This is a genomic window from Buttiauxella cochleicola, assembly GCF_021283185.1.
GTDB classification, from domain to species: domain Bacteria; phylum Pseudomonadota; class Gammaproteobacteria; order Enterobacterales; family Enterobacteriaceae; genus Buttiauxella; species Buttiauxella massiliensis.
Window position 1 is genome coordinate 277259 of sequence record NZ_JAJSOS010000002.1, and the last position, 26895, is coordinate 304153.

Here is a 26895-nt window from a genome sequence, read left to right on the forward strand (position 1 = left end):
GAAAATGCCAACAAAACTTACCACACTAGCCATTGTCTTGAACCTGTTGCAACCCGTGTTCGCAGCGAGCCAAGCCGATCTTACCGTGATGGGGTCTGTTGCCCCGGCCCCCTGTACGGTGGTGATTGCCGGTGGCAAAGACTACCGCTTCGGCACCATGATGGCGGATGAACTCAACAGCGATGCGCCTACCCATCGGGATCTCTCAAAAACGATCTCGATTGAATGCCCGGCGCCAACCGGACTTTGGGTCGCTTTTCCGTTTGACAACGGTGGGCAGCTAAAACCCCATGCCGGTGGAACGGCCACCGGTTCACTGGCGTGGTGGAAGCCTTCAACTAACGAGGCTTTGTCTGACCGCGGATGCGATCCTGTTTTGCCAGATGCTGAGCAGACCAAGGTTGATGTTGGTGACGGCAACCTGATGGGATTGGATAAATATGTTCGTATCTTCAGAGGTAGCGTGCTCCGTCCCAGTTGTCCGGTAACCTCTTTTAGTGATTATGCATCGGATGGAAATGGCGCAGAAGATGGTTATTACCTCGGTCACCCAGCAGTTAAAAGGATGCAGATTCCCCGGCATTTAAGAATGAGCATTAACCCACGGGATGATTTAGATACCGCCGGAGCCATTCAACTGGAAGGTGCGGCAACCGTGGTAGTGAATTATTTTTAATACCCGGCAGAAATCCGTTTCGCGTATTCCGGCAGTCCAGTCAATAAACATCCGGTAACAACGTATAAAAGGGGCTTACTCGTCCTATCTCCTTGCTGGTTTAACGCCGGTCACCTCTTTCGGGAAGTTAACCATTGAAGTCGCAGGTGGCGAACTGGATAAAATGCTGGCCCAGCCAGGGTCCGAGTGGTCAGGCAATATTACGGTTGTATTTGAACAGATGCTGGATTTTTAAAGTTGTAGGTTGATAAAAAAGAGGGGCCTTTGTATGGCGCCTCTGCCCACGTGCGTCACGAAACGTTGCTGCGGGCAAGGTAAGCATTGTTAAGACGTTCAGTCAGCCTTACTAAACCTGAATTAAATAAATAACCATCTGATAAATATGTATATTTTAAATAAGGTTTATTCAGTTCCTGCCCTCCACCCTGCGTGCTAATTTTGCCGTCGTTGCCGCTAGCCCATTTTATTTCTCGGGGCCTTAATAAGGCGGCGAGTGAAGCGGCAGGAGCCTGCTTTCTAATTAACCTCTATTTAATGTTGGAATTTTTATGTACATGACTAATAAGTTCACTTTATCTGCACTGGCTTTCGGCATGCTGGTTTCTTCTCAGGCTTTTGCTGCAAGTAACGTCACGCTGAACGTTACGGGTACCATCACTCCGGTGGCCTGTACACCAACCTTGAGCGGTGGCGGCGCCATTAACTACGGTTCAATCTCCACCTCCGATCTTTCTGAGACGGCACGAACCACTCTGGATAAGAAATCCCTTGATTTAACAGTTGATTGTGCCGGCGCGACCGCTCCATTTGCTATTAGAGCAGTGGATAATGCTATGGATTCGACGCTGGACCTAAATAACGGCGCCATTTTTGGCCTGGGTAAGCAAGGTACAAATAATATCGGTCAATATACTTTAAGTATGCAGGGGACCGCGCAAGGGGATGGCAGTAATGTTATTACTATGCGTTCAATAAATGGCGGTAAAAACTGGACCACGGCAAATGGTATAGATCCTACAGTGATTGTTCATGGGGGGATATTGTATGCATATGGCGAAAACACCTCATCTACCGCCCCTAAACCGCTCAGTACGCTAGTTACCCAGCTTGACATTGAGCCGGTTATCGCACCGCTTAACACTCTGGATACGACAACTAACTTCAATTTTGCTGGCTCTGCCACCCTGATTGTCGAGTACCTCTAATCAGAAACAGCGCCGGTCCAACAAGGACCGGCTACTCTTCCTGACTTGAAGATTATTAGCGGGTATCACTATGAAAATGCCAACAAAACTTACCGTACTAGCCATTATCTTGAACCTGTCGCAACCCGTGTTCGCAGCGAGCCAAGCCGATCTTACCGTGATGGGGTCTGTTGCTCCGGCCCCCTGTACGGTGGTGATTGCCGGTGGCAAAGACTACCGCTTCGGCACCATGATGGCGGATGAACTCAACAGCGATGCGCCTACCCATCGGGATCTCTCAAAAACGATCTCGATTGAATGCCCGGCGCCAACCGGACTTTGGGTCGCTTTTCCGTTTGACAACGGTGGGCAGCTAAAACCCCATGCCGGTGGAACGGCCACCGGTTCACTGGCGTGGTGGAAGCCTTCAACTAACGAGGCTTTGCCTGACGGCGGATGCGATCCTGTTTTGCCAGATGCTGAGCAGACCAAGGTTGATGTCGGTGACGGCAACCTGATGGGATTGGATAAATTTGTCCGTATCTTCAGAGGTAGGGTGTTCCCTCTCAGTTGTCCGGCAACCTCTTTTATTGAGTTGGCATCGGATGGAAATGGCGCGGAAGATAGACATTACCTCGGTCACCCAGCAGTTAAAAGGATGCAGATTCCCCGGCATTTAAGAATGAGCATTAACCCACGGGATGATTTAGATACCGCCGGAGCCATTCAACTGGAAGGTGCGGCAACCGTGGTGGTGAATTATTTTTAATGCCCGGCAGAAATCCTTTTCGCGTATTAATGAGCAATAAATCAATCCCACTTTCCTGAGCACAAAAGTCTCGATTTATTGCCCGTTCCCGACTAACGGATGCGGGCAGCAACAATCTCTCCCCCCCGCACTGTGTGCTTGTGTATTCATCTTTGGGACAGTCTGGATACCTCTGGAGTATTCAACGGGAAGGCTCGGTCAGGATTATGCTGAAACAAAACATAATCTATTGATTTAAAATAAATATATTCCGGTAAGACCTTTTCAGGTTTATTCCGTGTTCCTTACTGCGCCTGCTGCGTAGGATTCAGTCACGTCAGGAGGCAGTACAAGAATTGTTCAGCAAACTGACTCGTTAATACCAATGTGGTGCTTAACCACACATTGCTTTGGCGGAGCAGGGAACGGCCTACGCCTGAAGCCTCACTCACATTTATGAAAGAGTTCAGATTATGAAATTCACGCAAAAGAATACAACGACCGTAATGACTATGACGCTGCTGGGTGCGCTGGTGCTGACCGCTGCGAAACCTGTGCTGGCCGATGGCATGATCCCTGAAACCTCCGTGGTTATCGTCAATGAAGCCGATGGCGAAGCCACCATGAAGGTGACCAACAGCGACGCCGTTGCTTCGTTGTTGCATGTCAAAGTATTAGATATTCCGGAAGACAAAGAGCCGTTGCTGCTGGTAACCCCATCGGTGGCCCGCGTTGAAGCGGGTAAAACCCAGCAGGTGCGTTTTATTCTGCGTACCGGTAATGCGCCGTTAAAAACCCAGCGCATGAAACGAGCCAGCTTCGAAGGCATCGCATCTCAGAAACGTGAGAATGAAGCCGGGGAGTCGCGAGTTGGGGTTGGCGTACGCCAAAATTTGCCGGTCATCATTCATCCAAAGGGGCTGGCGCGCAATGATTCCCCGTGGACAGGTCTGCAATGGTCGCTGGCTAACGGCAAGTTGACCGTCAGTAACCCAACGGCTTATGTCGTGCGTCTGTCTCCTGATGTGACACTGATGCCATCCCAAACGCGGGCGCAGATGACCAAAAGCTATGTTCTGCCGGGTGAAAAGCTTGATGTTTCTGTCACCGGTGCTGCGGCTTCTGCAAGTGCGGTGCGCTTTGTTCCTGCCACCGTTTATGGTTTTGCCGTCAAACACTATGACGCGCCGCTGAACGGCAAAAACATTACTCGTTAATTCTTTGAGGAACAGAACTCTCCGCTATGACTGCATTTTTGACACCTAATACCTGGCAACTGCTCACGGCGGGGATGCTGATCCCTGCAAGCATCGTTCTACCCGTTGCGCTGGCTAATGAGAGCGAAAAGCTCAGCCGCGAAGAGGAGGAGTTTTCGGCAGAAATCCTCAAACAGCGTGGTATTGATCCGCAACTCGCCGACTACTTTAGTGGTAGCCCGCGATTTACCCCCGGTAAACATAACGTGCGGATAATCGTTAACGGCACTGACAAGGGAAAACTGAACGCCAGCTTCAATCAGGAAGGGCAGCTTTGCTTTGATCCGGCGCTGCTGGCTGCTGCGGGATTAAAAGATCCGTTAAATCGCGACCCGGATGCGGCGCAAAGCGCTGTGGCAAGCTCCGCCTGTCAGGCATTTCTTGAGGCTTATCCGTTGACGCTGGTGGAATTGCGTACTGGTGAGAATGAAGTTGATCTGGTGGTGCCAACACAAGCACTGAACAGCGCGCAAGATGTGAGCGGATATACCACCGGTGGCACGGCGGCTTTGCTCAACTATGAGCTTCTGGGAGTGAATAGCCAGTATGCCGGAGGCTCGAGCAACAGTTATTCCGCGACCACAGAGTTGGGTTTCAATGCCGCGGACTGGATTGTGCGAAGCCGCCAGATTTACAGTAGTAGTAATGGGAGTAATCAGTTTCAGCATATGGAAGCCTATGCTCAGCGTAGTTTCGCCGAGCAGGGAGCCGTCTTGCAGACCGGCCAAATCAGATTGGTGAACCCGGTGCTCAGCGGGGCGCAAATCACAGGTTTTCAGTGGATGAATGAGCAAGCTCTTTCACAGCAGAACATGCCAGGAAGAGTGGAAGGTATCGCCCAAGGGACGGCCAGAGTTGAAGTGTCGCAGATGGGATCGCTGATTTATACCACTGTGGTTCCAGGTGGCCCGTTCGTGTTGACCGATGTTCCGCGCATCAGCCAGCGCTTTGATCTCAATGTGAAGGTGATTGAGGCTGATGGTAGCGAGCACAGCTTTACGGTTTCTGCGGCGGTAGCGGGTATCGCTTCGCCGGAGAGTGGTTATGCCTACGCAATAGGTCAGGTGCGTAACCTTTCCGGCGCGACGGAAAAACCTTTGGTGGCAAGCGCTGGCTGGAGCGGTGCGCTGGGGCCGGATACCTCAATATCCAATGGCGTAATGCTGGCAACCCACTATGCCTCAGTGGGGAGCGGCATAGGACACAGCCCGTGGGAAGGCGCTTTGGCCCAGTGGGATATGGTCGGTTCGCGGGCCAATCGTGAAGGTAAACAGGGCGGGTTAACGCGCCTGTCGCTGACGCAAAACCTCGGTGCAAACTGGAATGTGGAAGCTGCGGCCAGTCTGCAAAGCCCTGGATTTCGTGAATTGATTGACGTGAGTTATTCGCCATCTGATGACGATACGCGCTTGCATCAGCGTCAGCAGTTGGATACTCGTTTGGGCTGGAGTCATCCATGGCTCGGCAGTTTCTCCACCGGTTTTTCCCAGGCGACATACTCAGATGGCAGCATGACGCGACGCGCGACGGCAAACTGGGGGATCAGTTTTCGCTATGTGTCACTCAACTTGTCTGCTGAACGTGATTTGGGCAGCTCTTCATGGGTTGAGGGGATGTCAAAGAACAGTAACAGCTATTATGTCAGCCTGAATATCCCATTTGGCGACCGACCGCGAATCACTACCACTATGCGTGAAAGCGGCGGTTCCCGTCGTTACGGTATCAACGCCAGCGACTCCGTGAATGATGCTTTCAGTTATAGGGTAGGCGGTGAGCAAGACTCGCGTGATAACACCACTTCACTCAGCGCCGGGACCTCATTTATTCCCCGCTATACGTCGGTTGATCTTGATTACAGCGGCGATGGCAAGAAACAAAATAGCTTTAGTGGCGGGATGCGTGGTGGAGTAGTTGCACATGCTAATGGCGTAACCGCGTCACCTTATACGGTGAAAGAGACCTTTGGATTGGTCAATGTCGGTGATGTTTCTGGCGTGAAGCTCAACACCCCAAGCGGCCCGGTATGGACTGACAGCAAAGGCAATGCGGTACTTTCCCAGCTCAATGGCTTCGGTCGCAATACAGTAGACGTCGCGAATAATAGCCTGCCTCGAAATGTCGATATTCAGCAAGGTTTTGCAGAAGTCCGGCCGGGACGAGGATCGGTACAGCGTGTTGATTTTCATGCGACGACGACCCGTCGTGTGTTGATGCAAATAACCACAGCCACCGGGCAGCCGCTTCCAACCGGAGCGTTAATTACCGATCAGAATAACCAACCGGTAGGCATGGTAGAACGAGCGGGTGAAATGTTCCTTGAAAATGCCACAGAACTTAAAACGTTGTGGGTCACTGGAGCCGGCATACAGCGTTGTCGCGTGGACATTACACTGCCGAAACAGGCAGATGAGCTTAACTATTATGAAACTGTTCCGGCCGTCTGTCGGGCAAACTAATGCAGGTAATATGATGAATAAATTCGTTAGTTTAGCTAATCGATTCACCCAACGTGTGCTCGGTTCCAGCATTCTGGGGGCGTTTTGTTGGATTGCTGTTGCCCCCGTAAACGTCGCTGCCGCACAGACAGCAGAGTGTTCTATGACAGTCAGTAACAGCGACATTGATTTTGGCCAGCTCAAACGCAGCTTGTTAACTCGGGCGCAGCAGAAGGTATCGATAGGGCAGCGCAGCCTGAATCTGACGGTAAACTGTGCTAACCCAACGGAGATGACGCTGTTTTATCGCGCAGTTGCCAGTATCAATCAGCCGGGATACACGTTTGGTTCTGCGGGGAACTACCAGCTTAAGTTACGCGATGCCACGGTGGATGGTCAGCCCGTAAACTTAGGGCGCGTCTCTGCATCGGGTCAGATGCCATCCCACAGTGAACCCTCTCTGACATGGGAAGGCGAGCAGGGGATCACGGCAGTACACAATGGTTCACCGGTGAAAGGGACCAGTTTGCGTGCAACGCTGGATGTGGCTGCCAGTATGTCTGAGTCACAGCTCCGTCTGCGCTCGGCAACAAACTGGCAAAGCAGTGGCCGACTGGAAATCGTACCCGGAGGGGAAAGTCGAACGCTCAGTCTGAAAGCCAGTATTCAACCTGTTTCCTGCGTTCCAACTCTCAGCCAGGGGGGGACAGTGAAATTGGGTAAGATCTCGCAAAGCGATCTCAGTCTGAACCAGGCTAGCCAGTTGCAACCTCGCAGTATTGAACTTAATGTCGCCTGCGAAGCACCGGTCAGTTTTGCGATAAAAACCATTGATAATCAACAGGGCACTGCGACGCGCAGCGGCACTGAACAATTTGGATTGGGTCTGGACAACAGCGCTAACCCGATTGGCTCTTATACGCTCAGTATCAACAGCACCACCAGTCATGCGGACAGCCATTCCAGTTTGTATTTGACTCAGGCTCCGTTGTCGGCCAGTACCTGGAGTGAATCTGCTACTGGAAGCCAGCAATTGAGCACCGATTCGTTGTCTGGCTTTACCCCAGCGGTGGCCAGCAATGCTGGGCCTGCACCACTGGAGCAACTCAACACGACGCTAACAGTTGATGTAGAAATTGCCCCGACTGGCAGCCTGAAGGTCACCGATGAAATAGAGATTAAAGGCTCAGCGACCCTTGAAGTTTTCTATATTTAACGCTGTTTTTGACAGTCATTAGGGTTAGCCCTCCGGAGCATGATTTTATGCCCCGGAATGACAATAAAGCCGTGGCATATTTGCCACACTCACAATACTGTCGCCATTAGCTATTTTCTCAATCTGGTAATAATCGTTAAATTTCGTTTTAAAACTTGGGAAAATAAACTCTTCAGCCAGTGTCGCAGGAATATTCTCGCCAAAGGCCGGGTGCATGCTATCGGTGTGGGTAGTGATATAAGAATGGCTCACTTTCCAGTTAAAACGAGTATTACGGTGAATAGTGTAGAGAGCCGGTTTATCACCTTCCCGAGCCTGATACTGCATCGTGCCGCTAAGAATACCAATCCCGCTGCCATTAGCGTAATAGTGGGTTTTGATCGAACCTTTAAGCAGCATATTGTCGTCTTTCTGCGAGTTAATCGCATAAGGCACCTGGCAATAGAAAGCGAGGCTACTGTGGGCATCTAAATGGCGGACAACAAGCCAGGGGGCAACTAACAACACTAGCACCAGTATACTCAGCAGGACTTTTTTCATTTTTCCGCCCCATTTCGCAGACTAAAATAAGCGCTACAGCCGTTGTCTTTTTCAGTTATCGGAGCATCACAAAGGAAATAGCTGCTCAAATTGCGGCTGCTGACCTTATTGATGTAGAGATAATTGACGGATTTGCCAGCCAGGGTTTGCGGTTTGTCGTGATTAAAACGATTAACAGCTTCTTTCGCATAGACAGACTGCTCATTGAGTGGCGCTTGTAAATAAACCTGAGTTTCACCCAGCGAAGCGGTCGGGCGATATTGCTCACGCACATCAAAATCGTGTAACTGCTGATTGTGATTTTTATAGAAATAAAAACCGCCTGCCGCTGCCATATTTAACACCACTAAAGCGGTTAAAAGCGCAGGAAGAATTTTGGCTCGAGCGCTCACCGACGGTTCGCGATCGGTAATAAGGGCTTGAGGTGGCTGGGGAGTTATCTGTTCAACGGTTTCAGCTTCCCCCCCTGAGTCTGTGACTATCTCTATCTCATTATTCACAGAACTCGCGTCTGTCACCGGTTCTATCTCAACAATGGCAGATTCTTCGGATTGCAGTGGTTGCGCAACGCCAGCCTTTTCAACCTGGATTTGCGAGCTGAAGGTATAGCCAAGTCGGGGAACGGTAACAATCACCTCATAAGGAACATTCAGCTTCTGAAACGCCTGGCGTAACTGGGAGATATTCTTCCACATGCTGCCTTCGGTAACTAATGTGCCAAATTTGCCCCAGCATTCGTGCATTAAGGTTTCTTTATCAATCGTTTCGCCCTGACGCTCAATAAAAAGCGTCAGACAGCGCGAGGCGGTGGCGCTGAGCTTGATCTTTACCTGCGGTGCGCTCAAAGACGATAACTGAAAGATCTCATCATCAAAAATTAAGCTTTGATTTAGACGGTATTGTGTCAACCTGGTGAACCTCAAAATTAAAACAAATGTTTAACAATCCCTTACTCATACTAGCCCTTTTACCGTGCGAAATGAAGAGCTTGAGGAGCATCTCATCTTTCTAATGAGCATAGACCATCCCGCTTATCACAAAAAAACCTTATTTAAACTGCTTAGTAAACTTTTGCTGGGCTGAAAAAGAGCCTCACGTCGTATCACAAAGGTTATTTGAGGAAAAGTGAGTGTGTTTGCCCAGGGCTTGTGTCTACCATAAAGCCAAATAAAAACGATGGTATGAATGTTTAAATTCGCGCAATACCACTGCAACAAGTTCAACGCCCGGGAAGGAGAGTTAGTCACTTTATGTTAAGAGGGATGATAGATGATGGGCACTTTAAATTCGAACATGCGACATCCGTTAATAGTTATCTCGGATGACATCGCGTTTATCTCGCAATTGAATAAATACGATAGTAGAAACAGGGAAATCCTCCATTTTAGGCTAAGTGAATTGGCATTCATACATGAAGCCCTTTGTTCACATTTTAATGGCATGATTTGTTTTGATGCTGATACTCAATATATTTCTGAAAACTACAGCGATTTTGCTATCAAATGGATCTGCAGTCTTTTCCCGAACGCGTCGGTGGCGCTATTGTCATCTAACCCCGGTATTAATAAAGCCGAGAAACTAAGCTGTTATTCTAAAGAAATGAGAGCCTCTGAACTCTTTAAACTTTTAGATGGTAAATCTGAAATTCACACACGTTCGCGTAGGTCATCGGGACTCTATTTCCCTCTGTCACCTCAGGAAAAAATGGTTCTATTGGCGTTAGCCCAGGGCAAGACGATCAGGGAAATTGCTGAGAGCTCGCAGCGTAGCGTCAAGACCATATATTCGCAAAAATCTCTTGGGCTAAAAAAACTTGAAGTCTATAAAACAGAGCTATTCAGCAATCTGTTGGGGCGTTTTGGGTATCACCAGCGAAAAGAGATGAGCAATCATCGATGGTCTCACGATCGTTCCTCAAAAGAGAATGCATAAGTATCTTACTTAACCTTACTGCATAAACAATTGTTTTATAATTGTTTATATTTTTTCAAAAGTTAATTTCAGGAAGAGTGAGTGTCATTTTGCGATGGCAGTCACTAATATAGTCTGTAATGACAAATTCATATTGGGTGCAGTAGAACGGGATAGGGTATGGCGAAAGTAAGCTTGAACGGCACCATCATATTTGATGAAGAAAAATATACCTTGAGCCACTGCGAGTCTGAAAGTGATGTCATTATTTTAGGTGCAACAACCAGTCGTTGTTTGGGGTTGTTTATCGCGAACCAAGGTGAGGTTATTTATAAGAAGGACTTGCTGCATAATGGTTGGGGGAAATTTGGTACCGTCGTGGCGGAAGGTAGCATGTGGCAAGTTATTTCTCAGCTTCGCAAAGCTTTTGAGCACTTTCAACTTGATGGTGGCTTAATCATCACGGTTCCGCGCATTGGTTATAAATTATCGTCAGAACTCACCGTTGAACGTTTGAGTATTACGGAGCAGGCAGAAAGTCTATCAGCAGAGATTATTCTAAGAGCTGATGACTTGCCGATGATAGTAGAGAATGAGACTCCCTCCAGTCCTGATATTCTTTCCGAGAAAACGGCCCCCACAAAAAAACTGCATAAGAGATGGCTGAGCCAACCACTTAAAATCGGTTTGGCTTTAGTTTTGCTAAACCTGGTATTGCTATGTGGATTTTATCTTTATCAACGATTACCAGCCTCATTGCCAATGCTGGCACAGCGCTGGCATTTTTTACAAGAATTCAATAATGCCGCGGTTTATGTCCAAAATAATAAACCCTCCATGACTTATCTAACAGAACGCGCCGTTGCTCGTCTTCCAGATAACATTGGGCTACCAGATGGAACACTCGCTTCATATATTTATATCAATAATACGTCTGATAAAACGCTTAGCAGCTATTTTTTATGTAAGCGTGAAATTACTGAACGAGATAATGGATGTATCACCTCAGTTATGGTGGATAAAACGAGTCTTTAAATGAAAAAGAAAGCTGTAGTCAGTCTGTTTATCACACTAAACATAGCGCCCTGGTTGGCGCTTTTTGCATTATCACCCAAGTCAGAGTTGGATCTCTATTGCCAGGTTCCCTTTAATATTCGTATTGAAAAACAGCAATCGGTAAGATTACAGGGTGCGATTAAAACCCATTACTATGCCGATCGTTCTGCAATTAGTTTCATCAGCGGGAATTTAGTGCAGCTGCAGGAAGATGGTAGCACTGAAGCCATCTGGCGCATTAATCGTCGGGCTGAGTTTACGTGGTATATGAATCAAAACTATCTGCATTCTATAACCCACGAAGTGCACCCTGCATTTGGTGATAATTTACCTCATTCGTTGGCAGAGGCTTATCTGTTCCCCACCTATAAAGTACAACATCGTGATTATTATCAGCTCAGTCGTTTGGCGAATGACGATGTCATTGTCAGCGTTGCCGGCATGCCGCGTTTATATTGCCACAGCCAGACGAATGTTGGCTGAACGGTAAAACACTTTCCTGAATAAATCTTACCGCTTAGCTTACTGGTTTTATAACCGCCATATCTCCCAGTAATCAGGCGGTATTTTTATTTAAAATATCACCTCAATCTACTGATTTCGTTGGTTTTAAATCAGATTACCCTTCCATGAGATTAATTCAGGTTTTCTCAGTGGGAAACTTCCTAGATGACCGGTAAATTTCACCCACTTTCCAATGAGAGGGGGAGGCAGGCATAAGTTTGTGGCTGTTGTCATCCACCGTAGGTTGACAGCTTCGTCTCTTTAGAAAGTACTTAATCAGGCGAGAACGGATAATCCACAGCCTTATATCAGCATTGGTGAAGATTAATGAGTAATACGCAGAGTAAATTATCGAAGGCACGCCCACCTCGTGTGCAAATAAGTTATGACGTAGAAACTGGAGGCGCGCAGGAAAGTAAAGAACTGCCGCTGGTTATTGGTGTCATGGGTGAATTCACCAAAGATGATACAGAGTTTCGCGATCGCAACTTCATTAAAATTGATAAAGACAATTTTAATGAAGTGATGGAAGGGATGGCGCCGAAAGTTGAATTGTTGGTTGACAGTGCATTGCCAGAAAATGAAGGGAAGCTGGCCGTGGAACTTAAGTTTAATTCACTGGATGACTTTACTCCGGACAATATTGTCGCGCAGGTTGAACCGTTACGTAAATTACTCGAATTGCGTGAACAGTTGAGTGATTTACGCAATCGTACAGCCAGTAATGACCGCCTAAAAGAACAGTTGATTGAAATGCTGAATCAGCAAAATAACTCAGGAGAAACGGAATGAGTGATATGACCGTGAATCCAGTTGTTGAGCAATCAGGGGCTGAGCTTGATTATCTGGATGAGATTATCAACAACACCCAGGCGATTCGTAAAGAAACTGACCGCCCGAAAGTTAAAAGTCAGCTTGATAGCTTTTTGGCACAAGTCGCGACCGGTGCGGTAGTCGTTTCGCACGATTTGGTTGGCAGCATTGAACAGCGCATTGCGGCAATTGACGAACTGCTTTCTGAGCAGGTGAGCAACATCATGCACGCAGCAGAATTCCAGAAAATGGAATCTTCCTGGCGTGGCCTGCACAAACTGGTCCAGAGCAGCGTGACAGAAAATACGCATGTGCGCATGTTCAACTGCACCAAAAAAGAGTTACTCAAAGACTTTAAATCCGCCTCTGACTTTGATCAGTCAGTGATGTTTAAAGCGATTTATGAAAGTGAATACGGCACCTTTGGCGGCCTGCCATATTCCGCGTTTGTCGGCGATTTTGAGTTCGATAATACCGCGGAAGACATTATGTTGCTGGAGCAGATTTCCCACGTTGCGGCGGCGGCCCATGCTCCATTCCTGAGTGCGGCAAATCCTGGCATGTTTGCCATGAACGGCTTCGGCGAAATGCCGCGTCCTCGTGATTTGGGCAAGCTGTTCGATACCTCCGACTATGCGCGTTGGAAGTCATTCCGCCTGACCGATGATGCTCGCTATGTGGGTCTGACCTTGCCACGCGTGATTGGCCGTCTGCCATACGGCGCAAAAACGATTTCTGTAGAAAGCTTCAACTTTGAAGAAAGCCATAACGAGCAGGATGTTAACGAAAGCTACCTGTGGGTGAACGCAGCTTATGAGCTGGCTGGCCGCATGGTTGAAGCATTCGAACAATACGGTTGGTGTGCGGCAATCCGCGGCGTTGAAGGGGGTGGTCTGGTGAAATCTCTGCCAGCACACAGCTATACCGCCAGCAGTGGTGAAAATGTGCTGCAGTGCCCGACGGAAGTCGCCATTTCAGACCGTCGCGAAAAAGAGCTGGCTGACCTCGGTTTTATCCCGCTGGTTTACTGCAAAGGGACAGATTACGCCGCTTTCTTTGCCGTGCAGTCGGTAAACAAGCCGCGCAAATATGATTCGGACCTGGCTAATGCTAATGCGCGTCTGTCAAGCCAACTGCAGTACATCATGACCACCTCGCGCTTTGCTCATTATCTGAAGGCCATCGTCCGCGACAAGGTCGGTAGCTTTATGTCCAAAGACGAATGCCAGCGCTATCTGCAAAAGTGGATTAGCCAGTATGTGACCGCTTCTGACGACGTGGGGCCGGCAACTAAAGCTAAAAAGCCTCTACGCGAAGCTCGGGTAGACGTTTATGAAGTGCCCGGTGCCCCAGGTCAATACCGCGCCATTGCCTATTTGAAACCGCATTTCCAACTTGAAGGATTGACACTTTCTCTGCGCCTGGTCGCAGAACTTCCAGCATCAACTGGTGCTTAAATAAACTGTTTAACATGGAGTTAAATTATGTCTACTAATACCCTTTTCATGCATATCAAAGGTTTTACGGGTGACACGCCTCCCGACGATATTAAAGAGTGGATCCCACTGGAAAACATGTCTATGCACGCTTTCAGTTCTGCAAGAATTGATGGCAGCAGTGGCAAAGTCACTAATGACGGTTCGCCACATTTTGAAAACCTGTCATTTAAGAAGTCTCTGGATGAGCGTTCACCAAAACTTCTGAACAAAATTGCAGAAGCGACAGAGATCGAAGAAGTTATTGTCAAACAAATGACAAAACTTGGCAGCGACGATAAAGAGCTTATGAAATATACATTTGGGAAATGTTTGTTTATAGCTCATTCATTAGAAGCCAGAAATAGTGGTGGGGTGCCGCAAGAGGATTATGTTATGGCATATGACACGATGCTCTTCAAAGTTGCCGTACCAGTCGATCCAAAAACAAATAAAGAGGGCGAAATGTCCTGGAGTAACATCGAAAATACTAAAATGTAATTAAGTTTGAAACTGGCGTAGCGTGCTGCGCCAGTTTCACCAATAAATATGAATAATTCCTTACTGCAGCGTTTGGCAGACGATATGCCAGACAGTATTGAAGACGAATGGGAAACAAAAAGTCACTGGATCTTTGATGAACTCCGGATGCTTTTTGATTCACGTCCGCGCATCCGTTCACTGGAAGAAAATAACGCAGTAAATAGTACGGTAATTAATTATGGGTTAGATGAAGGGTTTTATTCACAGGAGAGTTCAATTGCTCGTGGAGAGATTATGCGTCTACGTATTGAAAACTTATTGGCGCGTTTCGAACCCAGATTAATAGATGTCTCTGTGAATATCCATCAACCTAATTTGCCGCGTGTTGAATTTATTATTCAGGCGCAATTGAATGATCAATCGCTCAGTTGCACTTTAATCTGGGACGATGCGATGAGTACTTTTTATTTAAACGAGCAAGCGTAGCCATTGTTATGATGAAAAAATTGCTTTCCTATTATCAGAAAGAATTAAGCACTCTGCATCAGCACGGTAAGGCTTTCGCACACCTGTTCCCTAAGGTTGCTCGTCGTTTAGGCTTTTCTGAAGGGCGTTCTGAAGATCCGCATGTTGAACGCTTAATTGAATCCTTTGCATTGTTAACGGCACAAATTCACCAGCGCCTTGACGACGATATGCATCAGGTCACCAGCGGTTTAATGCAAACTCTGGCACCACAGTTGTTACGCACCTTCCCATCAGCCTGCATTGTACAGTTCATGCCACAGCGTAAAGCCAGCGGAATGACGGCCAAAAAAGAGCTGGCTGCGGGTTTGGGTATCGTTTCAAAACCGATTGATGGTCAGCCCTGTCGCTTTGAAACCCTTTATCCGCTTAGCCTTTGGCCGGCGTCTCTGGATAACGTGGACCTGGCGCTGGATAGCAATCAGATGTACTGGTGTCTGCAGTTACATTTCTCCGTTTGGCCGGGAGCAAAGGTCGAAGACAGCCGGCTACGTTTGCATCTGCATGGCAGCGCTAACCTGGTAAACATGCTTTATGCGCTCATAAGCTCGGAAGTGAACCAACTGGCTGTGATTCAGGATCAGCAACAGAGCGACTTACCCGTGAGAATGATTGGCGAGGTGGGTTTTGCTGCAGGTGAAGCGTTATATAACCGTGATGCACGCGTCGCGGCGACGCACAGTCTGATGCACGACTATTTATTGTTCCCGCAGAAGTTTCACTTTATCGACTTGCCATTGCCGGAGAATTTTTCCGCCGCCGCAGGGAGCCAGTTTAGCTACAAAATCGTGTTTAACCGTTGTGCACTTGCCCGTCAGCTCGACAGTCAGGCGGCAATGATCAACACCAGTTGTTTCCGCCTGAACTGTACGCCGGCCATTAATTTGTACACCCAGCGTGCCGAGCCCCTCAATCTGAGCCCTGAGATTGCTGAGTATCCGGTTATTGCCGATGTACGCGGGCAGCAGGGGGTAGAAGTCTGGTCTATTAATCAGGTCAAGCTCCAGCGTACCCGGGATAATCAAACCGAGTCACTGCATGTCTATTCGTTACTGGGCCTGGATGAAGCGGGAATTGATGCGCAAAACGGCTTGTTCTGGCAACAGTTGCAGCGCGATGCCATCGTCAACGGAAAGCCACGCAAGCAGTGTGTGCTCGCCTTTGCCGACCGCCAGGGCGATAACCTGCAACCGGAAGGTGACGTGGCCTTGCTGGAAGTGACCTGTCACAACGGCAGCATTCCCACTCGCATGGCAAACGGTAATCCGCAGGGCGATTTTGAGGCTGATTTACCCCTTGCTGGTGTAACGATTAACGCATTGACTCGCCCCAGCGAACCCCAGTCTCCGCCGGGAAACACGCCGTCGCGCTGGCGACTTATCTCGCAGCTAACACTTAATCACGTCCTGCTCAGCGGCCCTCAGGGTTGTCAGGTACTCAAAGAAACGCTCGCGTTGTACAACTTTACTAACAACAGCGCGATAAACCGGCTGGTGACGATGATCGCATCGCTGAACGTGAAGCCAGTCAATACCCGTTTAGTGGCAGGCGATCCGCATTCGTTAGCCCGTGGCGTGGAAATTAACCTGACGTTTACGGCAGAAGCACAGTACGAAAGCGAATATTTTTTACTCTGCCGTTTCCTCGATCGTCTCCTCGGACTCTATGCGCCGGTAAATAGTTTTTCGCGGTTGGTGACGCAGATAGGTGGTGACCCTGAGTCTTGCCGGATATGGCCTATTCGAGCCGGGAGGTTGTCATGGATTTAAGCCGCCGTGGTAATCGCCTGAGCTTTTATCAACAGGTTCGTCTGCTGTTACAGGCGGTGTCCCGTCAGCAAGAAGGTGACAAGGAGCAACTCTTGGATGATGCCATCCGTTTTGTCTCGCCTATGTCGCTGGATGCACCAAAAGGTGAGGTGGGGGAGATATCCCGAACCGCCGATGGCCGCTGGCAGCTAGAAGTCTGGTCGCAGGGCTTAACCGGGGCGCTGGGCGCGTTACCCACGGTGTATACCGAATGGCTGGTTGAACGCTACTACCGCTATGGCGACCGTGCGGGAAAAGCCTTTTTCGATATTTTCACCCATCGCATGCAGTGTCTGCGTTATTTGGCATGGGAAAAATACCATTACTACGCACGAGCTGAGCTGCGTGAAGAGATGCCTTTGTCGCAGGCAACACGGGCGCTGAGCGGTGTGCTTAATGAGCCTTCTGAACTTGCCGATGGTCGCTACGCGTCATTACTCGCCCCGGCAGTGCGCTCGATGGTCAATCTGGAAACTCTGTTAGGGCATGCGCTTGCAGTGACGACCAGCATCACCCCCTTTAGCCGCCACTGGCTACCCACCGATGAGCGTTGGTGTTGCCAACTGGGAAGCAACGAGCAGCAGCTGGGAAATTCCCCCATGTTGGGTCGGCTGCGCTGGGAGCATCAGAGCGCATTCCTGGTGACGATAGGGCCGATTAGCCAGTGCCAGGCACTGAGCTTTTTCCCTGGTGAAAAAGGATTTATCCGCCTGTCTCGCTTGCTGCGTGATTACCTCGGATTGGGGCTTGAATTCACTATTGAGTTGCAGATTGAAAATACGACTTCGCCGTTGAATACGTTGACAGGAAGTCAATTGGGTCGAGATGCCCGTTTGGGTGACGATCTGTCGCAGCCGGTGCGGGTGTTGCGTTTACCAAAGGAGTTAACTGAATGTCAGTATTAATGAAACAGGATAGCCGCTTTATTGGGTGGGTAGGTGACTGCGCGAAAGAGTGGGTGTTGTTATCCCTTAAAGGTGAAGAGGCCATTTCATCGCCTTATTACTGGAATGCCCAATTCACAACGGCTGAAGGGGTTGATGCGAATACTCGCTTAGGTGAAGAAGTGGCCTGCCGGATAGGTGACGCTGAGCAACAGCGCTTTGTACAAGGCGTGGTCACGCAATTACAGCACTTATACGACCGTAATGGGCTGGGATATTTCCATGCGGTGATTGAACCTCGTTTGGTGCTGACGCGGCTGCGTAAAAACCTACGGGTATTTCAGCGCACCACGGTGCCGGATTTAGTCGTGGCGCTGTTGAAAGAACATGACATCAATGACGTAAAACTGAGCCTGAGCGCCGAATATGCCGAGCAGGAGTACTTCATTCAGTATCGTGAAACTGATTTCGATTTTATCTCTCGACTGTTGGAAAACGCGGGGATCGGCTACTTCTTCACTCACGGCGAAGACAAGCATGAACTGGTATTAGCCGACCACGATAAAGCCTGGAATGACGCGAAAGTCCCGCCCCTGCCTTTTCACCCGCTTAGCGGCACACAGGAGCATGTCGGCGTGTTGGGCTGGGCGGTGAAGAGTCAACTTATCGCCAGTAATGCGGCAGACCTCAATGATTTTGGTCATGCCAGCGTGGCACAGCTACATCATCTGGATGCCAATGGCGAGAAGAACAGCGAACGCCAGGGGCAATACAGCGAACTGCGTCTTCAGTGCAACGAACTGGGTAGCCAACGCTTTAGTGGCGAGATGAATGCCTTCTTTTTGAGCGCCGGTGAAAGCTTTGAGTTGACTGACCACCCGACGGCCAGCGCACGATACGCCATTAATAAACTGTCATTTACTGCCAGCAATAACCTGCTGACGACAGACAGCTATAGCTGCTCGGTAGAGTGTTGGCCGCAGAGTCAACCTTTCCGTCCGGAGTGTGTAACACCTGTGCCGAGCATTGCCGGCATGCTGACGGCAACCGTCGTAGGGCCTGATTCTGAAGAAATTCATACCGACGAGTTTGGTCGTATCAAAATCCAGTTCCCATGGGATTTGGAAAACAAGCAGGACGATAGCAGTTCCTGCTGGATACGTGTGTCACAGCCCTGGGCGGGTGGCAACTTTGGCGCACTATTTTTACCGCGTATTGGTAGCGAAGTATTGGTGAGTTTCATTCAAGGCCATCCCGATCATCCAGTGGTCACCGGATCGGTCTACAGCGATGAGAACCCGCAGCCGATCGCGCTGCCAGATGAAAAAACACAGTCTGGCTTTGTTTCCCGCAGCACCCAGGACGGCGAAGTCACGGACGGTCACCGCCTGGTGTTTGACGATAAAAAAGACGAAGAAAAGTTGATCGTCGGGTCGCAAAAAGACCTGTTGTTGACGGTTCTCAACGAAGCGCAAATCACCATTGGTGCGAATCGCACCAGCGAAATTACGGAAGGTAACGACCATCTGACGCTAAAAAAAGGCAATAGCGACCTCGTTCTTGAAGACGGTAATCAGGCGCAGTCACTGCAAAAGGGGAATTACAGCATCATTCTGGATGAAGGTAATTACGGCCTGACGCTGCAAAAAGGCAATCAAACTATTGAGCTTAAGAAGGGCGATCAAACCACCACCGTGAAGGGTGGTGGGAGCCAACTAACCACCGATAAAGCCTGCGTTATCGAGTCCAAAGAAAAAATCATTTTCAAGGTCGGTAAAAACGAGATTGCTATCACTACTGATGGGATCACGATCAATGGCGCGGAAATTACCTTCGAAAGTAAGGGACCTATGGCGATGAAAGCCGCAGAGGTCAATATCAAAGGCTCCGGAAAAGTGGCCATCGATGGTAGCCAGATCGAATTGGGTTAACAGGGATAAACGTTATGAAACAACCCGCAGCGCGAGTCAACGATATGCACGTCTGTCCGATGGTGATCCCCGGTACCGTGCCGGTGCCCCATGTGGGTGGGCCGATTCAAGGACCGGGCATTGCCAAAGTGAAGATTGGGGGGATGACTGCCGCTACCGAAGGGGATGTTGCGGTGTGTAATGGGCCACCAGACTCCATCAAAAAGGGCAGTAGTAAAGTGAAAATTGGCGGAAAACCAGCCGCACGCGTAGGCGACCTCTGTGCCCATGGCGGGAAGATTGTCGCTGGTTTCCCGAAGGTTTTAATTGGATAGATAGAAAATGACAACCGTAAGAAATTTCAACATCGAAGCACTGCTACAACCGATTTCCACCGCGAATCCGGCTGGCTGCAACATCGAATACGAACCGATTTTTGAGCGAATCCGTCAGGCACGCGAAAGCGACCCGGATTATTTGCCTCAGGACGAATGGTCTACCACCCCGCGTAAAGCAGACTGGATGCTGGTGGCCAAGCTCAGTGAAGAGGTGCTGGTTCAGCATAGTAAAGATCTGCAAGTCACTTGCTGGCTGGTGGAGGCATGGACTCAGCTTTATCAGACTGAGGGACTGGTCGCCGGTCTGGAGTTACTCGATCACTTTATCAGCAACTGGTGGAACGATTGCTGGCCGGCGTTGGATGAAGACGGCTCGAGCTATCGTTACGGCATGCTCAACCGTCTGGACCGGGATATCAGCCTGCAGCTGGCGTTAAAGCCGATGCTCGGGGATGAGCAAAGTTCGCTGGCGTGGTGGCAAAAGGTGCTCAGCTTTGAGCATCACGGTAAAAAGGGCGACCAGGATCAGCCAGCAGAAGATTACAGCATGGGCAGCTTTACGCTATGGGCGGGAAAGCTGGATGCCGCGCGCGTGGCAACTGTGACCTGGCAAATTGATAAAGCTCAGCAGCTTATCGGCCAGCTTGATAAAGATTATGCCTGGCACAATCCCCAGAGCGAAGGGAGTGTATTACGCCAGACCGACGAGCAGTTAACCGACCTGAATGACTTTTTTGTTCGTATTAACCAATGCTGTAGCAGCTCGCAGCAGGACGAGATCATGATGCTGAACGTACTCGATCCCGAGGCCGTGACTCAAGCTGGGGAGGCATCAACGCAAACGTCGCAAGCGCAGCAAGTGATGTCACGCGATCTGGCTATCACTCAGATGCTGACCATTGCGCACTATTTCCGCCAGACCGAACCTTCAAGTCCGGTCCCTATGTTAATGGAACGAGCGGCGCGCTGGGCCAACATGCAACTTGCTGAATGGCTTGAGGAAATGGTGGGGGATGAGCGAAGCCTTGCCGAGATTAATTTTGTGTTAAATGGACCCGCAAAATGAATAAAAACAGTCATTTGTATTTATTGCTGGCGTTCTTTATGCCTTTTATTGCCAGTTGTAGCCACGATAGCGGCCAGCGCCAGTTGGCGCTGGATAACATCTCAGCGCCTTATGCAGAAGGGGCCGTCAATATTCAGCTAACCGCAGAGCCGGGTTTGAACAGCTGGAAAGAGATGTCGAACAGCGTTCAGGTTTTGGTGATTCAGGGAGGCAATAAAAGCCAACTGGAAGAAGTCCTGAAGAATAAGTCCGAACTGCACGCGTTGTTCAACGGCGCTTCGGCAAACGATAAGGTTCTGAAAGTTGATCGCTATATGTTGATGCCAGGCCAGCAGCATACTTTGCACATCGACCGAGCGGAGAATGTTCGCCAGGTGGCGGTGGTGGCCGGCTATTACCCGTCCCCTGGTGAAGGGCATATCACCCGTTTTGCCGTGCCTGAGTTGGCTCACAAAAAACACTGGTGGAGCAGCGAGTGGGACGCCCAACTGGCGCCTTTGCAGGTGTCATTGACCCTGGGAAAAAGCCGAATCGTAAGTATCAGCGGTGCAGATAACCTGTATAAGCCAGCCTCAGAAAGCCAGGAGGCAAAATAAGATGCTACCTGAACAACAAGCCATTTACTGGTACTCAGGGCTTTATCTACAGCCTCAGCACTTTCAGTCCGCCGACCTGCATCAGAACTGGATCCACAGTCGCCATCATCAACTGGCTCAACCATGGAATTACGGCGTTTTGGATTACCAGCTCAATGAAGAGGCGTTGATCGACTTTACTGCTGACATCAGCAAGCTTCGACTGTTGCTGCCAGAGGGTTTGTATCTCGAATATCCGGGCAATTGCCAGATAGAGAAGCGTAATTTCCGCAACGCATGGAAACATCGCGATCGTCCTTTCACTTTATGGCTTGCGCTGCGCAAGTTTGATCCGCAGCGACAAAATGTCAGCATGGTCGAAGACGAACAGCAGCACGCAGTTACGCGCTGGATAAACAGTCGCGATGAGCACGTGATGAAAGATGTCTATCACCAGGGACCAGAAACCTCGGTACCCCACGTGACGTATAACCTGCGCCTGATGTGGGATGAAGAGCAGACCGAAGCGGTAGATTACGCCTGCTTCCCATTAGCTCGTTTTCGCTTTGACGGCCAGAACGTGGTGGCCGACCACAGTTTTGCTCCGGCGTCCATCAGCCTTAAAGGTTGCACAAGCTTAACGAAGCTAATCGATCATATTTATTACGAGTTGAGTAGCCGTGCGCGGATGTTGGAAGAGTACAAACGCTCAGAAAGGTTGGTGAATAGCGACGAAAATACAGAGTCGGTGATTCAGCTGCTGGCGATGCGTTCACTCAACCGTGCTCTGCCGCTGCTGACGCTGTACCGCAATGCTCCACAACTGCATCCATGGATGATGTATGCCCAGCTTAGCCAGCTTATTGGTGAGCTTTCATCTTTTAACGATGACTGTAATTTCAGCGGCGAGTGGAGCCATGGCGATGATGCTTTGCTGCCGTACGATCACCACAACCTGATAGGCTGTTTTGACAGTGCAAGGCGTGTGCTTCTCGCACTCTTGAACAGCCTGGTGCTGGAAGAGAACACTTACGTCACGCTGCAACGTGACGAACATGATGTCTACAGTGCTGAGGTAGACAGGCCGCAAGCGGAGCTGGCGGGCACAATATACCTGCTGGTGCGTTCTGCGCAATTTTGCAAAATGAGCACCTTGAGCAACTCTGTGCAAAGTATGAAGTTGGCTTCGCGGCAGGCGCTGGATGCCATTATTCAGCACGCACTTCCTGGCGTGCCGCTTCAGTTGTGCAGCCAGCCGCCACGGGGCGTGCCAAAACGCAGCGACTCGCGCTATTTGCAGATCGATCAAAGCAGCGAACTGTGGCAGAAAATCGAACGTGATCGCCAGGCTGGATTCTTCTGGACTCAGGCGCCGGATGATTTGCAGGTTCAACTACTGTATATGGGGGCACCATGATGTATTTAGTGGATTGCTACCTGCCGGTTTTAAAGCTGGTAAGCGAATTATCACATCAGGATGTGCAACCTTTAGATGATGATAGTTTTCGTCAGAAAACGCTGGAGACATTTCAACAAGCCATTAATGCGTCCCGACAATTAGCGATTCCAGAAACCGATGCTGACGATGCATTATTTGCTATGGCCGTCTGGTTTGATGAAGTGATATTGCGCTCAGATCTTCCTGTTAAGCAGGGATGGCGCAATGAGTTATTGCAGATGCATTATTTCAACACGGTTATAGGCGGTGAGGAGTTCTTTACCCGTCTCGATAATATTGACTGTGAAAATACTGCGCTGCGCATGGTCTATTTACATTGCTTACTCATGGGGTTTCATGGGAAATACCATTATCAGGATAGCAGTGAACTCATTAAGAAAATTGAAACTGAGCGCCAGAGTTTGCCCAACCCCTGGCATGAATGGCCAAATGATGGCGAGATAACTCCGCTTTGTTATTCGGCTTCAAAAAAAGAAAGCGGGATACTATCTCGTATGGTTAATAGCAAGTATTCCATGTTATGGCTCCTCGCCATTGGATATGGCGTATTAAGTGGAATGCTGCTTACCTTAGTCTGAGTGAATTATGTTAAAGAAATTACTCTCTTTTGCAGGGTGGGCGATGCTGCTCTGCATAATATTATTAATCTCTGTGTTCATAACAATATGGTTAGATGAGTCTCTTTATCTGGCGATAATTTTATGGCTTGCGCAGTTACTTATATTGTTAATTTTCCGCGCGGCCTGGTCGGGTGTTGCTTTATTATGGAAAAAAAGAAATCTGAGTCGTTTTTATGCACCGCTGCAATTTTCGCGCCTGGAACAGGTGTTATATGAGCACTGGCGAAGTGGTTCTGCGGTAATTAAACGTATTAGCCGAAAACGTCGTAGCGTGCCGTGGTTTTTATTAATGGGTGAACGCTGCGGTAAAACGACATTAATGGCATCGGCAAGGCTGCCAATTATGTCGCACCAACCTGAAAATGAGCAGGTTGTGCCAACGAGAACCCTGCGCTGGTGGTTCTTTAAAACGGCAGGCTTCCTTGATATCTCAAGCTATTTCCTGCACGGGAAACCAGCTGCGAAAGCGGCATGGATCAAACTGGCTAACTGGTGTGGAAAAATATCCGCACCGGCAGGCGTGGTGGTGTGCGTCTCCTGTCGCGACCTGCAAACAAAATCGGTGCTTGAACTCCATCAGCAGGCGCGGCAGTTGCGCACTCAGCTTGAACCGGTGATGAGATCTGTTCGCCGCAGACTCCCGATTTATGTGGTGCTGACCGAGTGCGACAAGCTTGATGGTTTTACGCTGTGGGCGAACAAATTGTCTGAGCAGCAACGCCAACAGGCGCTGGGCTATAGCTGGCGTAAAGCGCCCGTTGCCGACAGACAGGACATGACCCTGTTGGACCCGATGTTTGCTTCACTGAAGCAGGGGATCGATATGAGTCGTTTAAGCATGATGACGGGCGCATTGCCAGATGCCAGCCTGGGCGCAATGCTGAACTTTTCCCATAACCTTTCATTGTTACAGGGGCCGTTACATCACTATGTTGCTGCGCTCTGTGAGCCTGATGCCTACTTCGCCAGTGGTTCGTTGGCGGGTATCTGGCTGACGGCAAGTGTTGAGCGTCCACAACAACATCAGACTCGCGATGCGCTTTTTGTCCAGGAATTGCTCTCGCAGGTACTGCCTGAAAACAGCACAACCCGTGTCCCGGAGGCGTTTGGCAAACGTCAGCAGTGGCTGGACAAATGGGCAATCCCCGCGCTGACCGGCGTACTGACATGTGCCTTGCTGTTCAGCGCCTGGGAAACTCGTCAGCTAATGGTTCCGGTGAAGGGTAATACACTCCCTATGTTGGCCCAGGGCGTTGAATATAACGAAAAGTGGATGTCCAGTCCGTTGCGTTATACCCCGTTTATTCCTCTGCTACGCCAGCGCCATACCGCACTGGAAACTGAGATTGCTGTGAACCATAACGGTCAGGTCAATGATATCTATGGCCAACTGAAGGCTTATCGTCGCGAGTTTTATGGCGTTGAGCCTCAGCAGCAGCGCCAGATGATTCTGGCCTTGGCGCAAAGCATTTTGACGCGTCACGAAATGTTAAAAGGCCTGGCGGTGGAAAAACTTGTCGATCTGCCGAGAACCCCGGATGCACTACGATTGATCTCCGCTCCCGAGAACTTGAGCGAAAAAGAGCAACTGGTGCTTGAGCGCGCGATCCTTCGCTATGGCAATAAGACCAGTGGCATTGCCGCAATGCAGCTCATTCTTAAAGAACTCGTGAACAGCGATCCAAAATGGCGTTGGTTAATCGCCGACGACAGCCAGCTAAATAGCCTGAGCCTGACTCACTTCTGGCCCCATTCTGACAGCAATAAAGCACTGTCCGGCATCTGGCTCGAAGAAGGGCAACGTGTCATTACGCAACATATTGCACTTATCCAGCAGGCCAGTGGTGAAGAGCAAACGCTGCCCGTTTTTAGCGCCTTTTGGGAACAATGGTCGGGCTTAAAGCAAGATGCATGGTTGGCTTTTTTACTGGTGATGGCTCGCCAGGAGGCGCTATTACCTGGCCAAAAAGCCACCTCGGCTCAACTGATGGCGATAGCCAAGGGTCAGGATCCTGTCGCTGAATTTATGCGTCGTGCCCAACGCGAACTTGCCGATGTCCGTGAAAATGAAGCGCATCCGTGGCTGGCAGAAATGCGCCGCATCAACGTTCTCCAACGCTCTCCTGGCAGATTTTCATGGCTGGAATCCCTGGATGATAAAGAGAAAAGTCTGCGTTCAGCGCTTCGACGCATGGTACGCGGTGACGCCACTATGCCCGTGGTGAATAGTGGCGATGTTGCCAGTTGGCAACAATGGCGAGGCGCTGTGGAAGAATCCGTTAATCAGGCGATTGCAACACATGGCCATTCACCCGCATTGACTCAAGGGCTGTTTAACACGGGTGTAGTGGGAAAACCTAACCCGCTAAATACGCTTTGGCTGACCTATACCCAACTGCGTAAACAGATGGAACTGCCTGAAAATAACATCGGTCGTGGCGCTGTTTGGGCTCTGCTGGAGAGTCAGCTTAATACCCTGACCGCCAATGCGATGGCCACTTCTGCATGCTGGATTGAAGAAAACTGGCAAAGCAAGGTGCTACAGCCATTGGGCAACCGCGCCGAGCAGCGCGATCCAAAACAGCAGCAAGAAAAAGCCTGGCGATATGTTTCTGACTTCCTTCAGGAGTCGGCAATCAACGTGATGAAGGCTACCGCGATGGGGCTGCGTGCGGGCGACTTCCATGGGCACAGCATTCCCTTTACTTCTGACTTTATGCAGGTCGTCAATTATGTGGTGGAGCCCGATGACCTGGCACTGATGCCAGAACGCGAGCAAACCCGCGCCCACGATGAAATAAGCCGTCTCGAAGAACAAATTTCTTTGCGCGAAACACAGCTTGCGTCACTTGAGAAAAAGGCGCTGACCGTTGAAGTTGCGAGCTTACCGGCCACTATCCCTGGCGGGGCACGCCTGATGCCTGTCGGTACCCGACTGGAGCTGCACTGCGCAACGGGTTCCTCGCAACTTGATAGCGGCAATTTGCGTGAAGAAGCGCGTTTTAACTGGTCGCCAAATCAATGCAACGCCGTGACGCTGACCGTGAAATTCCCCGGGGCGGACATTAAACACCGCTATTTTGGCGACAGCGCATGGACCGATTTCCTGGCAGATTTCGACCAGGGAGAGCGTGCTTTTGCGCTTGATGAATTCGAGCCAGCGGGCGTTCAGTCATTAAAAGATCTGGCAATTGAAAAAGTGCTGGTGCGTTTCGGTCTGCGCGGTCAACAGACGGTTCAGGCGCACTGGCAACAGTGGAAAAGCTTAAATGACGAAGTCGAAACGTTGAAAGCGTTGCGAGAAGAGCAGTTAGAGCGTCAGCGCAGTCGCCAGCAGCCAGGCTATTTCCAGGGAAAACTCGCCACGTTACCGACCTCGGTCGCCATGTGCGTCAATTAAGGAGTAAGTGAAA

At 49.7% G+C, this 26895-nt stretch carries 24 protein-coding genes; 22 read left to right on the top strand and 2 right to left on the bottom strand.

Translation table 11 applies throughout. The features are described 5' to 3' along the window. Positions 1 to 4: 4 nt before the first annotated feature. The 6 genes from LVQ76_RS04230 (at position 5) to LVQ76_RS04255 (ending at position 7515) form a co-directional block, all read left to right on the top strand. Positions 5 to 676, top strand: coding sequence for a DUF1120 domain-containing protein (locus LVQ76_RS04230; RefSeq protein WP_232921067.1), 672 nt, complete (start codon positions 5 to 7; stop codon positions 674 to 676). A gap of 554 nt (positions 677 to 1230) precedes the next feature. Further along, a complete protein-coding gene (locus LVQ76_RS04235; RefSeq protein WP_232863586.1) occupies positions 1231 to 1881 on the top strand; it encodes a DUF1120 domain-containing protein in 651 nt (216 codons plus the stop codon). Between the two features lie 70 nt (positions 1882 to 1951). Further along, positions 1952 to 2629: a fimbrial protein gene (locus tag LVQ76_RS04240; protein ID WP_232863587.1), complete on the top strand. Its 678-nt coding sequence runs from the start codon at positions 1952 to 1954 to the stop codon at positions 2627 to 2629. A 485-nt stretch (positions 2630 to 3114) separates the two neighbouring features. Beyond that, positions 3115 to 3825: a fimbria/pilus chaperone family protein gene (locus LVQ76_RS04245; protein WP_370639819.1), complete on the top strand. Its 711-nt coding sequence runs from the start codon at positions 3115 to 3117 to the stop codon at positions 3823 to 3825. Positions 3826 to 3851: 26 nt separating this feature from the next. Continuing rightward, entirely contained in the window at positions 3852 to 6320 is a 2469-nt protein-coding gene (locus tag LVQ76_RS04250) for a fimbria/pilus outer membrane usher protein (RefSeq protein WP_232921068.1), read from the top strand. Between the two features lie 13 nt (positions 6321 to 6333). Continuing rightward, on the top strand, positions 6334 to 7515 hold the full coding sequence (locus tag LVQ76_RS04255) for a DUF1120 domain-containing protein (protein WP_232863590.1): 1182 nt from the start codon (positions 6334 to 6336) through the stop codon (positions 7513 to 7515). Positions 7516 to 7560: 45 nt separating this feature from the next. Here LVQ76_RS04255 and LVQ76_RS04260 read toward each other — a convergent pair whose 3' ends face one another. Together LVQ76_RS04260 and LVQ76_RS04265 are read right to left on the bottom strand one after the other, a co-directional pair. Continuing rightward, positions 7561 to 8055, bottom strand: a complete 495-nt coding sequence (locus LVQ76_RS04260) for a hypothetical protein (RefSeq protein WP_232921069.1) — start codon at positions 8053 to 8055, stop codon at positions 7561 to 7563. Then, entirely contained in the window at positions 8052 to 8900 is an 849-nt protein-coding gene (locus LVQ76_RS04265) for a transcriptional regulator (protein ID WP_232863592.1), read from the bottom strand. Before LVQ76_RS04265 ends, LVQ76_RS04260 begins: the two co-directional genes overlap by 4 nt. 424 nt (positions 8901 to 9324) lie before the next feature. On the opposite strand from LVQ76_RS04265, the gene LVQ76_RS04270 reads away from it, so the two are divergent. The 16 genes from LVQ76_RS04270 (at position 9325) to LVQ76_RS04345 (ending at position 26882) form a co-directional block, all read left to right on the top strand. Then, positions 9325 to 9987, top strand: a complete 663-nt coding sequence (locus tag LVQ76_RS04270) for a LuxR C-terminal-related transcriptional regulator (protein WP_232863593.1) — start codon at positions 9325 to 9327, stop codon at positions 9985 to 9987. Positions 9988 to 10146: 159 nt separating this feature from the next. Further along, positions 10147 to 11001 carry a winged helix-turn-helix domain-containing protein gene (locus tag LVQ76_RS04275; protein WP_232903465.1) on the top strand — a complete coding sequence of 285 codons (855 nt, stop codon included), beginning with the start codon at positions 10147 to 10149 and terminating at the stop codon, positions 10999 to 11001. Beyond that, a complete protein-coding gene (locus LVQ76_RS04280) occupies positions 11002 to 11505 on the top strand; it encodes a hypothetical protein (protein ID WP_232921070.1) in 504 nt (167 codons plus the stop codon). A gap of 348 nt (positions 11506 to 11853) precedes the next feature. Next, positions 11854 to 12318 carry a type VI secretion system contractile sheath small subunit gene (gene tssB, locus LVQ76_RS04285; RefSeq protein WP_232863596.1) on the top strand — a complete coding sequence of 155 codons (465 nt, stop codon included), beginning with the start codon at positions 11854 to 11856 and terminating at the stop codon, positions 12316 to 12318. A gap of 5 nt (positions 12319 to 12323) precedes the next feature. Continuing rightward, positions 12324 to 13796, top strand: a complete 1473-nt coding sequence (gene tssC, locus LVQ76_RS04290; RefSeq protein WP_370640068.1) for a type VI secretion system contractile sheath large subunit — start codon at positions 12324 to 12326, stop codon at positions 13794 to 13796. Between the two features lie 27 nt (positions 13797 to 13823). Next, positions 13824 to 14315 (top strand): type VI secretion system tube protein Hcp, encoded by a 492-nt coding sequence (locus LVQ76_RS04295; RefSeq protein ID WP_232863598.1) that lies wholly within the window; start codon positions 13824 to 13826, stop codon positions 14313 to 14315. Between the two features lie 84 nt (positions 14316 to 14399). Further along, on the top strand, positions 14400 to 14783 hold the full coding sequence (locus tag LVQ76_RS04300) for a GPW/gp25 family protein (protein WP_232921071.1): 384 nt from the start codon (positions 14400 to 14402) through the stop codon (positions 14781 to 14783). Between the two features lie 8 nt (positions 14784 to 14791). Continuing rightward, the gene (tssF, locus tag LVQ76_RS04305) at positions 14792 to 16591 is read left to right on the top strand and encodes a type VI secretion system baseplate subunit TssF (protein ID WP_232903469.1); all 1800 of its coding nucleotides are present in this window, start codon (positions 14792 to 14794) and stop codon (positions 16589 to 16591) included. Continuing rightward, on the top strand, positions 16582 to 17535 hold the full coding sequence (gene tssG / locus LVQ76_RS04310) for a type VI secretion system baseplate subunit TssG (protein WP_232903470.1): 954 nt from the start codon (positions 16582 to 16584) through the stop codon (positions 17533 to 17535). Before tssF ends, tssG begins: the two co-directional genes overlap by 10 nt. After that, positions 17523 to 19445, top strand: a complete 1923-nt coding sequence (locus tag LVQ76_RS04315) for a type VI secretion system Vgr family protein (protein WP_232921072.1) — start codon at positions 17523 to 17525, stop codon at positions 19443 to 19445. The genes tssG and LVQ76_RS04315 overlap by 13 nt, the downstream gene beginning before the upstream one ends. Positions 19446 to 19459: 14 nt before the next feature. Continuing rightward, a complete protein-coding gene (locus tag LVQ76_RS04320; protein ID WP_232863603.1) occupies positions 19460 to 19759 on the top strand; it encodes a PAAR domain-containing protein in 300 nt (99 codons plus the stop codon). A 7-nt stretch (positions 19760 to 19766) separates the two neighbouring features. Further along, entirely contained in the window at positions 19767 to 20828 is a 1062-nt protein-coding gene (gene tssA, locus LVQ76_RS04325; RefSeq protein ID WP_232921073.1) for a type VI secretion system protein TssA, read from the top strand. Continuing rightward, positions 20825 to 21424, top strand: a complete 600-nt coding sequence (locus tag LVQ76_RS04330) for a type VI secretion lipoprotein TssJ (protein WP_232903473.1) — start codon at positions 20825 to 20827, stop codon at positions 21422 to 21424. The genes tssA and LVQ76_RS04330 overlap by 4 nt, the downstream gene beginning before the upstream one ends. A 1-nt stretch (position 21425) precedes the next feature. Then, on the top strand, positions 21426 to 22820 hold the full coding sequence (tssK, locus tag LVQ76_RS04335; protein WP_232921074.1) for a type VI secretion system baseplate subunit TssK: 1395 nt from the start codon (positions 21426 to 21428) through the stop codon (positions 22818 to 22820). After that, positions 22817 to 23440 carry a DotU family type IV/VI secretion system protein gene (locus LVQ76_RS04340; RefSeq protein ID WP_232921075.1) on the top strand — a complete coding sequence of 208 codons (624 nt, stop codon included), beginning with the start codon at positions 22817 to 22819 and terminating at the stop codon, positions 23438 to 23440. The genes tssK and LVQ76_RS04340 overlap by 4 nt, the downstream gene beginning before the upstream one ends. A gap of 145 nt (positions 23441 to 23585) precedes the next feature. Next, the gene (locus LVQ76_RS04345; protein ID WP_232921076.1) at positions 23586 to 26882 is read left to right on the top strand and encodes a type VI secretion system protein; all 3297 of its coding nucleotides are present in this window, start codon (positions 23586 to 23588) and stop codon (positions 26880 to 26882) included. Positions 26883 to 26895 lie beyond the last annotated feature (13 nt).

Coding starts and splice junctions, on each gene's coding strand:
- tssC (WP_370640068.1), top strand. CDS start 12,324: ATGACCGTGAATCCAGTTGTTGAGCAATCAGGGGCTGAGCTTGATTAT.
- LVQ76_RS04275 (WP_232903465.1), top strand. CDS start 10,147: ATGGCGAAAGTAAGCTTGAACGGCACCATCATATTTGATGAAGAAAAA.
- LVQ76_RS04230 (WP_232921067.1), top strand. CDS start 5: ATGCCAACAAAACTTACCACACTAGCCATTGTCTTGAACCTGTTGCAA.
- LVQ76_RS04300 (WP_232921071.1), top strand. CDS start 14,400: ATGCCAGACAGTATTGAAGACGAATGGGAAACAAAAAGTCACTGGATC.
- LVQ76_RS04235 (WP_232863586.1), top strand. CDS start 1,231: ATGACTAATAAGTTCACTTTATCTGCACTGGCTTTCGGCATGCTGGTT.
- LVQ76_RS04260 (WP_232921069.1), bottom strand. CDS start 8,055: ATGAAAAAAGTCCTGCTGAGTATACTGGTGCTAGTGTTGTTAGTTGCC.
- tssK (WP_232921074.1), top strand. CDS start 21,426: ATGCTACCTGAACAACAAGCCATTTACTGGTACTCAGGGCTTTATCTA.
- LVQ76_RS04280 (WP_232921070.1), top strand. CDS start 11,002: ATGAAAAAGAAAGCTGTAGTCAGTCTGTTTATCACACTAAACATAGCG.
- LVQ76_RS04295 (WP_232863598.1), top strand. CDS start 13,824: ATGTCTACTAATACCCTTTTCATGCATATCAAAGGTTTTACGGGTGAC.
- LVQ76_RS04270 (WP_232863593.1), top strand. CDS start 9,325: ATGATGGGCACTTTAAATTCGAACATGCGACATCCGTTAATAGTTATC.
- tssF (WP_232903469.1), top strand. CDS start 14,792: ATGATGAAAAAATTGCTTTCCTATTATCAGAAAGAATTAAGCACTCTG.
- tssB (WP_232863596.1), top strand. CDS start 11,854: ATGAGTAATACGCAGAGTAAATTATCGAAGGCACGCCCACCTCGTGTG.
- LVQ76_RS04245 (WP_370639819.1), top strand. CDS start 3,115: ATGACTATGACGCTGCTGGGTGCGCTGGTGCTGACCGCTGCGAAACCT.
- LVQ76_RS04340 (WP_232921075.1), top strand. CDS start 22,817: ATGATGTATTTAGTGGATTGCTACCTGCCGGTTTTAAAGCTGGTAAGC.
- LVQ76_RS04255 (WP_232863590.1), top strand. CDS start 6,334: ATGAATAAATTCGTTAGTTTAGCTAATCGATTCACCCAACGTGTGCTC.
- LVQ76_RS04240 (WP_232863587.1), top strand. CDS start 1,952: ATGAAAATGCCAACAAAACTTACCGTACTAGCCATTATCTTGAACCTG.
- tssA (WP_232921073.1), top strand. CDS start 19,767: ATGACAACCGTAAGAAATTTCAACATCGAAGCACTGCTACAACCGATT.
- tssG (WP_232903470.1), top strand. CDS start 16,582: ATGGATTTAAGCCGCCGTGGTAATCGCCTGAGCTTTTATCAACAGGTT.
- LVQ76_RS04315 (WP_232921072.1), top strand. CDS start 17,523: ATGTCAGTATTAATGAAACAGGATAGCCGCTTTATTGGGTGGGTAGGT.
- LVQ76_RS04330 (WP_232903473.1), top strand. CDS start 20,825: ATGAATAAAAACAGTCATTTGTATTTATTGCTGGCGTTCTTTATGCCT.
- LVQ76_RS04320 (WP_232863603.1), top strand. CDS start 19,460: ATGAAACAACCCGCAGCGCGAGTCAACGATATGCACGTCTGTCCGATG.
- LVQ76_RS04250 (WP_232921068.1), top strand. CDS start 3,852: ATGACTGCATTTTTGACACCTAATACCTGGCAACTGCTCACGGCGGGG.